The sequence below is a fragment of the Ensifer sp. D2-11 genome (assembly GCF_054161295.1).
On the sequence record NZ_CP096433.1, the window covers coordinates 2,233,439 to 2,245,282 of the forward strand.

At 63.2% G+C, this 11,844-nt stretch carries 10 protein-coding genes; 3 read left to right on the top strand and 7 right to left on the bottom strand.

Going from position 1 to position 11,844, the window contains the following annotated elements; all coding sequences use genetic code 11:
* Positions 1–128: 128 nt before the first annotated feature.
* Positions 129–2,447 carry a putative bifunctional diguanylate cyclase/phosphodiesterase gene (locus M1D34_RS10840; protein ID WP_498779003.1) on the bottom strand — a complete coding sequence of 773 codons (2,319 nt, stop codon included), beginning with the start codon at positions 2,445–2,447 and terminating at the stop codon, positions 129–131.
* Positions 2,448–2,712: 265 nt separating this feature from the next.
* Here M1D34_RS10840 and M1D34_RS10845 point away from each other — a divergent pair, with 265 nt between their 5' ends.
* Positions 2,713–3,372 carry a glutathione S-transferase family protein gene (locus tag M1D34_RS10845; protein ID WP_498779005.1) on the top strand — a complete coding sequence of 220 codons (660 nt, stop codon included), beginning with the start codon at positions 2,713–2,715 and terminating at the stop codon, positions 3,370–3,372.
* Between the two features lie 28 nt (positions 3,373–3,400).
* On the opposite strand, the gene M1D34_RS10850 is transcribed toward M1D34_RS10845, so the two are convergent.
* The 3 genes from M1D34_RS10850 to M1D34_RS10860 form a co-directional block, all read right to left on the bottom strand.
* Positions 3,401–4,309, bottom strand: coding sequence for a LysR substrate-binding domain-containing protein (locus M1D34_RS10850; RefSeq protein WP_010968949.1), 909 nt, complete (start codon positions 4,307–4,309; stop codon positions 3,401–3,403).
* Between the two features lie 387 nt (positions 4,310–4,696).
* Positions 4,697–5,317, bottom strand: a complete 621-nt coding sequence (locus tag M1D34_RS10855) for a glutathione S-transferase family protein (protein ID WP_003536681.1) — start codon at positions 5,315–5,317, stop codon at positions 4,697–4,699.
* Between the two features lie 90 nt (positions 5,318–5,407).
* Entirely contained in the window at positions 5,408–6,418 is a 1,011-nt protein-coding gene (locus M1D34_RS10860; protein ID WP_498779008.1) for an asparaginase, read from the bottom strand.
* A 71-nt stretch (positions 6,419–6,489) separates the two neighbouring features.
* Here M1D34_RS10860 and M1D34_RS10865 point away from each other — a divergent pair, with 71 nt between their 5' ends.
* A complete protein-coding gene (locus M1D34_RS10865; RefSeq protein WP_498779010.1) occupies positions 6,490–7,227 on the top strand; it encodes a DUF3750 domain-containing protein in 738 nt (245 codons plus the stop codon).
* Between the two features lie 269 nt (positions 7,228–7,496).
* Here M1D34_RS10865 and M1D34_RS10870 read toward each other — a convergent pair whose 3' ends face one another.
* From M1D34_RS10870 to M1D34_RS10880, 3 genes are all read right to left on the bottom strand, one after another.
* The gene (locus M1D34_RS10870; protein WP_127514239.1) at positions 7,497–8,498 is read right to left on the bottom strand and encodes an NAD(P)H-quinone oxidoreductase; all 1,002 of its coding nucleotides are present in this window, start codon (positions 8,496–8,498) and stop codon (positions 7,497–7,499) included.
* A gap of 78 nt (positions 8,499–8,576) precedes the next feature.
* Complete coding sequence (locus M1D34_RS10875) at positions 8,577–10,376, bottom strand: GGDEF domain-containing protein (RefSeq protein ID WP_010968945.1); 1,800 nt, start codon at positions 10,374–10,376, stop codon at positions 8,577–8,579.
* A gap of 108 nt (positions 10,377–10,484) precedes the next feature.
* A complete protein-coding gene (locus M1D34_RS10880; protein WP_498779012.1) occupies positions 10,485–11,033 on the bottom strand; it encodes an HdeD family acid-resistance protein in 549 nt (182 codons plus the stop codon).
* A gap of 143 nt (positions 11,034–11,176) precedes the next feature.
* Here M1D34_RS10880 and betI point away from each other — a divergent pair, with 143 nt between their 5' ends.
* Entirely contained in the window at positions 11,177–11,800 is a 624-nt protein-coding gene (betI, locus tag M1D34_RS10885) for a transcriptional regulator BetI (protein WP_027990690.1), read from the top strand.
* Positions 11,801–11,844: the final 44 nt, after the last annotated feature.

Below are 11,844 nucleotides of genomic sequence, written 5' to 3' on the forward strand. Positions count from 1 at the left end.
GGATCAAGGTGCTTCGAAAGTGAATCGTTGCGAAGCCGTCTCGAATGGTTATCGGCAAGTCGGAACGGGACGCAAGCGGAAACCGCTCCCCTGTGGCACCAGATTGCATTTACGGCCGCTCGCGAACATCACCGCCGCTCAGAGGAAAGCAGCGCTTCGAAATCCTCGCCCGGCAAGGGCTGGCTGAAGAAGTAGCCCTGGATCTCGTCGCAGCCGCTCTTTTGCAGAAACTCGACCTGGGCCTCCGTCTCGACACCCTCGGCAATGACGCGCAGACCGAGCTTCTGCGCAAGCGAGATGATCGCGGAAGTAATCGCCATGTCGTCGGCATCGTGCGGAATGTCCGTCACGAAGGACCGATCGATCTTCAGCCGGCGCACCGGGAAGCGCTTGAGCGCGCTGAGGCTCGAATAGCCTGTCCCGAAATCGTCGATCGCAAGGTGTACGCCGATCGCCTCCAGCGCATGCATTGTGGCGATCGCTCCCGGCACGTCCTGCATGATCAGACTTTCGGTGAGCTCGAGTTCGAGGTAACGGGGCTCGAGGCAGGTTTCCTCCAAAACCGCCGCCACACGCGCTGCCCAGTTGCGCTCGCGGAACTGCCGCGCGGAAACATTGACGCTGACGATCAGCGGCGGCAGGCCGGCGTCCTGCCAGGCCTTCAACTGGCGGCAGGCGGTGCGCAGGACCCAGTCTCCGATCGGCACGATCAGACCGGTTTCCTCGGCGAGCGGGATGAATGCCGCAGGCGAGATGATGCCGCGCACCGGGTGCTGCCAGCGCAACAGCGCCTCCGCAGCGAAGATGCGGCCGGTCTCGAGGCTCATCTGCGGCTGGAAATGCAGCAGGAATTCCTCCCGCGCAAGCGCCTCGCGAAGCTCCTCTTGCGACTGGAGTTTTTCATGGGCTCTGGCGGCCATCTCCTCGGTGAAGACCTGGATGTTGTTGCGGCCGAGCTCCTTGGCGCGGTACATGGCCATGTCGGCATTGGCGAGCAGTTCGCCCGCCGTCTTGCCCTGGTTGGGGAAGCAGGCCACGCCCATGCTGCAGCTCACCTGCAGAGAGCGGCCCTGCAACTGCACCGGCATGGCGATTGCAGTGCGGATATCCTCCAGCCGCGACAGCACGACGTCCCGCTCCTTCGGCAGGCCGTTCAGGAGGATGATGAACTCGTCGCCGCCGACGCGCACGACGGAATCGGATCTCCGGACGGCGGCCCGCATGCGCCCGGCTACGATCTTCAGGAGCTCGTCACCGGTGGCGTGCCCAAGGCTGTCATTGATCAGTTTGAAATCGTCGAGGTCGAGAAAGGCGAGCACGGCCCATTGATCCCGCTCGCGGATCTCCTCGAGCATGCCGGCGACCTGCTCCTCGAAAAGCACGCGGTTCGGCAGCCCCGTCAAGGCATCGTGATGGGCCATGAAACCGATCCGGTCCTCCGCCCGCTTGCGCTCGATCGCTATTCCGGCGAGATGAGCGGCCATGGCAATCAGTTCCTGCTGCTGCTCGCTCGGCGTTCCGACCTCCTGCGCATAGAGCGCGAATGTCCCGAGCACCTTTCGCTCGCGCGACAGGATGGGCGTGGACCAGCAGGAACGGAGGCCGGAAGGCCTCAGGAGAGGCGCGTATTCCTCCCAGAGCGGGTCGGCGAAGACGTCGGAAACGATCACCTGTTCGCCGCACCAGGCGGCCGTTCCGCAGGAGCCGGCCGCAGGGCCGATCTCGACGCCATGGATGGCAGCGCAATAGCCCGCGTCGAGGCTGGGGGCAGCGCCGTGCAGGAGATGCCGGCCATCCTCCGAAAGGAGCAGGATGGAGCCCTTGATCCCGGGCAGCAGCGCTTCGATCAGCAGCACCAGCTCGTGGAAGAACTCGCCAAGGGGTTTGCCGTTGGCGATCATTTCCAGCAGCCGGGCCTGACCTTCGAGCAGGCGCTCCGCGGCCTTGCGATCGCTGATATCGCGCGAGATGCCGACGATACCGATGATCCTCCCGCTCTTGCTGCGCAAGGGCACTTTCGAGGTCATCAGCCAGCGATCGCGGTCCTTGGTCACGATGGCGCGTTCCTCGATGCCGAAGATCGGTTCGCCGGTTTCCAACACGCGTCGCTCGGTATCGGCGACGGCCTGGGCGAACTCGTGCGGGTGCAGATCGAAATCGGTCTTGCCGACGAGGTCGCGCAGGCTTTCGAGGCCGTTGTCGGCAACCGTCACCTCGTTGGCGATCAGGAAGCGCCCCGCCGTATCCTTCGCATAGATATAATCGGGAACGTGGTTGATCATCGCTTCGAGCCAGTAGTGGCGGTCGGCCATGTCGGGCTCGGGCGGAAAGAGACGCGCGACCTCCTCGGCAAGGCGGCTGCCGGCATCGATCAGCCGACGCGTCTCCGCATTGTCGTCCGCGTTCAGGTCGGCATATCGGATGCTGCGGGACGTTTTTCTTGCCAAGCGAAACCTCCGAAGGAGCGGCGCTCGCGCAGGTTTAGCGAAAAGAGGTTATGCTTCCCTAAACTCCACAGCGAAAAATCGTTTAAAGGTTGCGCAGAACCACTTCGCATCAAAAGAATTCATGCGACCTATCATTGCCGACCGCTTCTGCCGAGGACGGCGATGGCCTACTGCATAACCATGCAGGAGTTACAGCGACCTTTGCGCGGCCTATCGGGCGCGCAGCGCTGTAAGGAGCTGAACGTACAATCGGAGGACGGCAGGAATGCTGACGATCTATGGAGTTTACCGTTCGCGCGCGTCGCGCAACTACTGGATGGCGGGGGAACTCGGCCTGCCCTTCCGGTCGGTGCCGGTTGTCCAGGCGCGCCGGGTCGCCGATCCGCTGGCCGCGGATGCCCCCCTCAATACGAAGTCGCCGGGTTTCCTCGCCATAAACCCGATGGGCCTCATACCCGCGATCGAGGATGACGGGTTGGTGCTGACCGAGTCGCTCGCCAACAATCTTTATCTCGCCCGCAAACATGGCGGACCGCTGGCACCGGCCGATATCCGGGAGGAAGGGCAGATCGGCAACTGGACGATGTGGGCGGCGACCGAGGTCGAGCCGCATGCGGTCAAGATCGTACTCGCCCATGACAACGGGATCGAGGACACGCCGGAAGGACGGGCGGAGATCGCGGCCTGCGCCCGCTCCCTTGAAAAAGCCTTTGCCGTACTCGAAACGCACCTCGCCGAACACGACTACGTGGTGGGTGACCGCTTTACCGTCGCGGACCTCAATCTCGCGGAGGTTTTCCGCTACACGATGAGCCAGACGGACCTCTTCGAGAGGCACCGTCAGGTCAAGGCCTGGCTGGCGCGATGCCAATCCCGCCCCGCCTTCAAGGCAATGATGGAGGAACGGCTGAAGGAGCCGGAATAAGGCACATGGCCGGAGAGCAAAGGTCTCCTCATCCCGCCATAGCCGCGAGCTGCCGCATTCCTTCCTCGACCTCCTCGCGCACCCAGCGCTTGAAGGCGGCAGCGCCCTTGCTTTCGCGGCGTGAGACGGAGGTGACGAAGTAGTGCCCGAAGCCGGTCTTGGCGCGAATGCCGAAAGGCGCCACCAGAGACCCCCTCAGCAGCGCGTAGCCGGCAAGCGTCTGCCAGGCAAGCATCACCCCCTGGCCGGCAATCGCCGCATCGAGCGCCAGGGAAGCGTCGTTGAAGGTGTGGCGCACCGTCATAGCCGCACCGGAGAGGCCGGCGGTCTTCAGCCATAGCTCCCAGGAAAACATCGCATGAGCATCGATCACCGCCGGCAGTTTCAAAATGTCCGCGGGCTCACGAAGTCCGGCGGCCAGTGCCGGCGAGCAGACCGGGAAGACCTCCTGCTCGAGCAGCAGTTCCGATCGCACGCCGGGCCAGCGTCCAGCCCCGACGCGGATGCCGAGATCGACATCGGAGGTCTCCAGATCGGCGAGCGTCGTGGTCGCGTCGATCCTCAGCCGGATATCCGGATGATGCTCGGCGAAGCGGTCCAGCCGGTAGACGAGCCAGCGCGCCGCAAAGACCGGCGCGACCGACACCGTCAATACCGATTCGTCACGGCGGCGTGCCTGCGCGACTGCCTCGGCGAGTTCCCTGAAGGCGCTCGACAATCGCGTCAGTAGCGCGCGCCCGCTATCCGAAACCACAAGCCCCCGCGGCGAGCGCTCGAAGAGCGTACGACCGAGTTGCGCCTCGGTCTTGGCGATCTGCTGGCTGACTGCGCCGGCGGTGACGCCGAGCTCCTCCGCCGCAGCGGCGAGCGAGCCGAGGCGGCCGACCGCTTCGGCCGCGCGCAATCCGTTCAGGTGAACCGAATTCAGATCTTTCATATAGTTTTTCTAAACCGCTGCCGTCGCAATCTCAATTGCAAACTTCGGCAAAGAGGCGGATGCTCCTACAACAGGTTGAAGGGTTGAGCGGCCGGCGAGACCGCCTGCGCTACCCCAATCCGAGCTGAAGGTGACGTCATGCTGAAGGTTTTCTCAATACTGAAGCGCCCCGAGGCCTCGTCCGAGACTGTTCGAGGACTCGCTTCCGACTGGATGCGCGATCCTCTCCAGCATCCGGATCTCTCCCGTATGGATGAACGCGAACTCGCGGATCTGCCGTTCCCCGGATGGCCATGGCCCCGCTCTGCGACGGAGAACCTCTGCGTCCAAAGGTAACCAACGCCCCGCTTCAACGCTTCGGCTCCGCCGATCTCGTGCCGATTGCCGCTACGACTGCACTTCAGCCAGAACCTTGGCGACGGCCGGACGCTCGGCCATCCGGTTGCGATGGTCGAGGATTCGCGGAAACCGGGCCGGATCGACACCGTCCGACTCGAGCCAGCCGGCGATGGTGAAGAGGTAGGGATCGGCGACCGAGTAGGCGTCGCCCCTGACAAAGGGGCCGACGAACATCGTGCGCTCGATCAGCGCGAAGCAGTCGGCCATATTCTGCGGCACCTTGGCCTTCATCGCCTCCTGCGCTGCCGGGTCGTCTGCCCACCGCGCGGCTCGACGGGCATGGGCATGGGCGACGTGGACTGTCGAGCAGAGATAGCTCAGGAACGACTGCAGCCGAGCGAACTCGAAAGGATCGTCAAGCGGCGCAAGCCGCGCCTTCGGGAAGCTCTGGGCGATATAGGCGAGAATGGCCGGCGTCTCGGTCAGGATACCACGGTCGGTCACGAGGGCGGGCACCCGCCCCTTGGGGTTGATGGTGAGGTAGTCCGGCTTGGTCTGCTCGGCTTTGGAAAAATCGACCCGATGCACTTCATAGCCGGCACCGGCTTCCTCTAACGCGATGTGCGAGGCAAGCGAGCAGGTTCCGGGCGTATAAAACAGTTTCAGCATCGTTCTTCCTCCCAAATTGCGCGGCCGACGGCGGCGCCGAAGCACAGAAGATCGAATCGCCGCGATTGACAAGCCCTGAGCGGTATCGCGTCAGGCGGCAAAGGCTTCCGTCACCACCCGCACGTCCCCGACGTGAATTCCGTTCCAGTTGCGCATCGCGTGATTGGCCTGAGCCATCAATGCCTCATGGATTTCGGCATCGTCCGAGAAGAAGCGCGCAAGCGTCGCGGCGACCATCGCCTCGGCGGCCCGGGTCGTGCCGTCCTCGCATTTCAGCGCTATGCCGATGCCCTTTTCCGGTATCGCAGCACAGAATACGCCCTCGGCGCCGGTCTTCGCAAAAATGCGGCCGGGAGCGGTCTTCATCAGCCGTGTGCATGCGCGCTTGGTGCCCGCGACGTAGAAGGGTTCGGCCATGCAGGCGTCGATCAGACGCTTCGAGGCACGCGCCCGCTCCGCACCGAGACCGACTCCGCTCGCCATCCTGGCGAAGCCGTGAGCAAGTCCCCTCATCGAGAGCGCGTAGGTCGGGATCGAGCAGCCGTCGACGCCGCAATTGTCGCGATCAAGAACCGCTCCCGTCAGCTCCGCCATGACGCCGCGGATTTCCTGCTGGATCGGATGGTCATAGCCGATATAGCCTTTGACCTCGGTACCGGAATGGCAGCAGGCGCAGACGAAGCCCGCATGCTTGCCGGAGCAGTTGTTGTGGAGCGAGCTCGGCGCTTCGAGTGAGCGGGCCTGTGCGATCAGGGTCTTCTGGTCGGAGGACCAATGGGCGCCGCACTCAAGCGCCTGGACGTCCCGCCCCGCAGCTGACAGCATCTTGGCGGCGAGCGCCACATGTTCCGGCTCTCCCGAATGCGACGAGCAGGCCAGCGCCAATTCCCGGTCGCCGAAGCCGTAGGCGTCGGCGGCACCGCTTTCGATCAGCGGCAGGGCCTGCATTGCCTTGCAGGCGGAGCGAGGAAAGATGTGGGCATCCGTTTCGCCAAGGGAAAACAGCGTCATTCCGTCGCCATCGACGGCGACGATCATGCCCCGATGGCGGCTTTCGACCAGATTTCCGCGCGTTACTTCGACCAGAACCGGATTCGACATCGGCTGCCCTCAATTTTCCAAGATTCGGATATGCATCTATCAGGAATCCCACGGCAGAAAAGTCACCGTAGATGAAATTCCTCCGCAAGCTCTTTCTCGTTTTCGCCGTCGTCTACCTGCTTCCGGCGCTCGCCTCGGCGGGGCTGTGGTACCTCAAGGAGCGGCCGCAGAGCTGGCACGACGCGGATTGGTCGTCGTCAGGTATTCTGGCGGATGCGGCTGCGAGCCCGCAGGCGGCGATATACGTCTTCTCGGCGACCACCGGAGGCATGAAGGGCGCGGTGGCAAGCCACGCCTGGATCGTCACCAAAGACGAAGGGGCGTCGACCTATAACCGTTATGAAAAGGTCGGCTGGGGCAAGCCGATCCGCAGGAACGCTTATCCGGCCGACGGACGCTGGTATTCGAACGAGCCGCGCATCGTCGTGGCATTCAGGGGCGAGGAAGCCAAGCGCCTGATCCCGAAGATCGAGAAGGCGATCGAGGCTTATCCCTATTCTTCGCCGGGCGCCTATCGTCTCTGGCCCGGGCCAAACTCCAACACCTTCGTCGCCCATGTCTTGCGATCGGTGCCGGAGCTCGACGCCGTGCTGCCGCCGGATGCAGTCGGGCGCGACTATCTGCCGGAGGGGAAACTGTTCCATGTCGATGCCGACGGCCGCGACCTGCACGCAACGCTTTACGGCCTCGCCGGCGTCTCGGCCGGGTGGCGCAGCGGGCTGGAATTGCATTTCATGGGATTGGTGGCGGGCTTCGACGTTGCGCGGCCCGGCGTCAAGATACCGGCACTCGGCCGCTTCGGGATCTGAGATGAGCGGCGCTCGGTCTAATGGAAAAGGGCCGCCCTTCGGCGGCCCTTCCGTGAGCTTTGGCCTCACAATGGCCGGGTGCTGAGACCCAAAGGAAGGCGGCTATCAGGCCGAGGGCTGCCTCGACTCCTTCACCTCTCCCATGTCCATTACGAGGTCCGAAATCTCATTAGACATTGGATCACCTTCCTTTCTGTTCGTTGACGTTGATCTCAACGTAAGCGATCTTTGCGCCAATACAAGGCCGACCATCGTCTTATTGTTTTTTGCTACCCGATCCGCATCACGATCTTGCCGATATGATCGCCCTCCTCCATCAGCCGATGGGCGCCGGCAATCTCGGCGAAGGGCAGGACCGCCTGGATGACCGGTGCAACTTCGCCCCCTTCCAGCAGCGGCCAGACCTTTTCCGCAAGCCCGTCGCGGATCGCCTGCTTCTCGGCGGCGGTGCGCGGCCGGAGCAGCGAGCCCATTACCTGCAGGCGCTTCATGAGAATTGGCGCAATGTTGGCGCCGTCCACCCGGGCGCCGCCAAGGAAAGCGATGATCGACAGGCGCCCGTCCTTGGCGAGGCTGCCGATGTTGCGATCGAAGTAGCGCCCGCCCACCATGTCGAGAATGACGTCGACCCCGCGGCCGCCGGTCTCTTGCAGCACGACAGCCTTGAAATCCTCCTCGCGATAATTGATCGCACGTTTCGCCCCGAGTGCTTCGCAGGCCTCGCACTTCGCAGCGTTGCCGGCGGTCGCGAAGACCTCCGCACCGAAGGCCCTCGCAAGCTGGATCGCGGTCGTGCCGATACCGCTCGATCCTCCATGGACGAGGAATGTTTCGCCGGACTTCAGGCGGGCCATGTCGAAGACGTTGGCCCAGACCGTGAAGAAAGTCTCCGGCAGGGCTGCCGCCTTTGCGGCATCGTAGCCCTCGGGCCAGCGAAGGGCCTGCGTGGCGGGAACGGCGCAATATTCCGCGTAAGCGCCGCCATTGGCGAGAGCGCAGACCTTGTCGCCGGTCGAGAAGCCGGCCGCTTCCTCGCCGAGGGCAACCACTTCGCCTGCAACTTCGAGCCCGAGGATGGGGCTCGCCCCAGCGGGCAGCGGGTAGTCTCCCTTGCGCTGCAGGACGTCCGGCCGATTGATGCCGAAAGCTTCGACGCGGATCAGAATGTCGCCGGGCCGGACCTCAGGCAGCGGCCCTCGCGCCAGCACCATATTCTCCGGCCCTCCGGGGCCAGGCAGATCGACGTAGGTCATTTCTGTCGGAAGGGTCATGACGGCATCCTCGCAAAACGGTTCCGCCTATACCTATAGCCCTCCTGCCGCTCGGGAAAGGTCGCCTTGCATCGCTACTCAGGCGCGGTCGAGGGGCTCCATGACGAGACCTTCTTCGCTCGCCTTGGCGCGCGCCTTTATCTCCGCGATCCGCTTGCTCACGGTCTGGCCGTCCGAGAGGACAAGGCCTTCGGGAAGCACAAGTACCGCAATCGAACAGCGCATCAGTGGGAAAGCCTTCGTGAGGCCGTCGCGGCCATATCCGCTGATCCGTCCCGCCGACAGATGCTCGGGCGAATAGAGCTGGCGGACGTCCGAGCGGAAGTCATCGATCAGGCGTGAAAGGACGCCCCGGATATCCTCCTCGGTACAGCCGTCGATGCCGATGAAGAAATCGTCGCCTCCGACGTGACCAAGGAATTTTTCTTCGCCGATGAAGTGGCGCCGCAGGAGCGCCGCGAACAGGGTGATCGCGAGATCCCCCTTCTGGAAACCATATGTATCGTTGAAGGGCTTGAAATCGTCGAAGTCGCAATAGCAGAAGTAGCGTGCCTGATCGCCGTCCAGGATCGCGTTCTGGACATAATCGCGGATCGCCCGATTGCCGGGGAGGCCCGTCAACGGATTCTGCTCCTGGGCCATCTTCAACTGCTTCTCGTTGATGATCTTCAGGAGCGACGAAGCGGAGAGAATGCCGGCATAGCGCATGTTCTCCGTCAGCATGACGCAGTCGCTCCCGTCCATACCGGCGAAGATCTTGAGCATCTCGTCGGCGGGCGTGTCGAGATCGGCGATCGGCGCGGGCGTGACGAAATGCGAGATGCGCCGCTGATAGAGGCGGTTCTTCAGGAGGTCGCGACCGAAGGGATGATAGATCATCTCCTTGACGTGGTACTCGTGCAGGATGCCACGCGGTTCGCCATTGGCATTCAGTACCGGAAAGAAGGCCTGGCGCGGATTGAGCCGGAAAAGGTGGAACACGGAATCGAGGTCGTCGCTCTCCCGCACCGCCGGAAGCTGCTCGATCTCCTTCCGGATCAGGATGCTGTCCAGCGTCGAAGAGGGCCGCCGGGTGCCGCTCGTCGGTTCGAGATGCGGATAGACGGCCTGAAGTTCCATGATATGCGTCGTCGGCCGCGCGATGAAATAGCCCTGCATCAGATCGCAACCGAGGTCGCGGCAGACGAGAAACTCCGCCTCCGTCTCCACACCCTCGGCGATCACCCGCGTCCCGAGAGCATGGGCCATATTGACCGTGTGGCGGACAAGGTGGCGCTTGCGCGCATCCTTGTCGATCTCGGAAACGAAATGCCGGTCGATCTTCACATAGTCTACCGGCTGATCGCAGAGCAGTTTCAAGCCGCTGAACCCGGCGCCGAAATCGTCGATCGCCAGCTTGAAGCCCGCGAGCCGCAGTTGCCGCACGAGCACCGGGAAGTCCGGCATCTTGCTGCTGTCGAAGCGTTCCGACAGTTCGAAGCAAAGCGAGGAAGGAGCGATATTCGCGCGCTTCAAGTGGCTGACGAGGCGTTCGACAATGTCCCCCTCGCCGCCGATGAGCCTCGCATCGAAATTGAGAAAGAGCGTGCGCGCCGAAAAGTCCGGGAGCGTGGCAAAGGCGGCGACGGCGCGGCTGTTGATCAGGTGCTCGAGCGCGAGCAACTGCCCGGCGGCCTCGGCCTTGTCGAGCAACTCGACCGGCGAGGCGAAGCCCAGGCGCTCGAACCCGCGCATGAGGGATTCATAGCCGAACACCGCCCCGGTCGTCGCTTCCACGATCGGCTGGAGGGCATTTTCGATGACGAGTTTGGCAAGCGTCACGATTTGGTCGTCGCCGAAACGGCGAAGCGACAGGATTTCTGCGGGGGCGGCCGACATGCCGGGCTCCAGGGATAGGACACACAAACGCGCGCCAGCATCGGAGCAAGGCGTCAACGAAATCTTTCGCGAATGTGAAAGTTTGATGAAGCTTCGGAAAAGGCCTGCTCAGCCCCTCGCAAGAACCCCGAAGGCGATCGAGGCCAGCCCCTGCATGACGAGATCGACCGCCAGGAAAAGACCCAGTATCCAGAGACTGTCGACCGGCCAGCCGGCGGCGATGATGAGGCCGGCTAGCAGCGTCACGAGGCCGCCGATGACCATCCACCCCCAGCCGCCGAGCGGCCGAAGCCTGAACCCTACCCAGATGCGGGAGCAACCGGCGGCGATCAGCGCCAGGGCCAGCAGAAACGTCAGCACGGAGGAGGCGAGGACAGGATTGATGAAGGCGAACAGGCCCGCTGCGGCGTAGAAGGCGCCGCTCAATATCCAGTAAAGGACACTCCCCCAGCTTTTGACCTGAAAGGCATGGGCGAGATTGAGCAGGCCGCCGATCAGCATGATGAGACCGACGTAATAGACGGAGGCGACTGTCGCCATCAGCAGGTTTCCGAAGGCGATGCCGCCGCACATGATCAGAAGCACGCCGAGTGCGACGAACCACCCCCATTTTCCGGCAATGGCCTCTCTGCCGGATGGATCGGACGCGTGAACCATTTCAACCTCCAGTCATGCCGATGCGCATGGACGCCTCCCGCTGATTGAGCCGGATTTCCAAGCAAAAAGAAAGAGAAAAGCGCAGATTTTTTTATTGATTGATGGATCAATCAAAAATAAGCTGGCATCTGAGGAGTTCGAAGATGCCGAAGGTCGGAATGGAGCCGGTGCGCCGCAAGGCGCTGGTCGATGCGGCGCTGCGCGTGATCGGCGATCAGGGTACGCTCGCGGTGACCATGTCGGAGATCGCGCGGACGGCCGGCGTCTCACCCGCGCTCGCGCATCACTATTTCGGCAGCAAGGAGCAGTTGCTGATCGCCACGATCCGCAGCCTCCTGGGCAAATTGCGCGACGACGCCGTCGCAGCAATGAAAGCGGCGGCGACGCCGCGCGAAAGGGTGAGCGCGTTGATCCGCGTGAGCTTCCGCGCCGATCAGTTCGCGCCGGAGACGGTCGCCGCCTGGCTCGCCTTCTATTCGGAGGCGCAACGGTCGGAGGAGGTGCGGCGGCTGCTCGTGATCTATGCACGGCGGCTGCGCTCCAATCTGCTTGTGGGCCTGAGAGCGCTCTGCCCGGCGGACGACGCGGAGCGCATCGCCGAAGGCGCGGCTGCGATGATCGACGGGCTCTACATCCGGCAAAGTTTGAAGTCGGCGCCGATCAGCATCGAAGCATCGGTCGCGCTCACGGAAGATTATGTGAATGCGCATTTACGGGCGAATGGTGACGGGAAATACCCCTCTCCTCGGGTTAAACCCGAGGACTAACCCTCTCCCCGCACGCGGGGAGAGGGAACTTCGGCAGCGCCGCA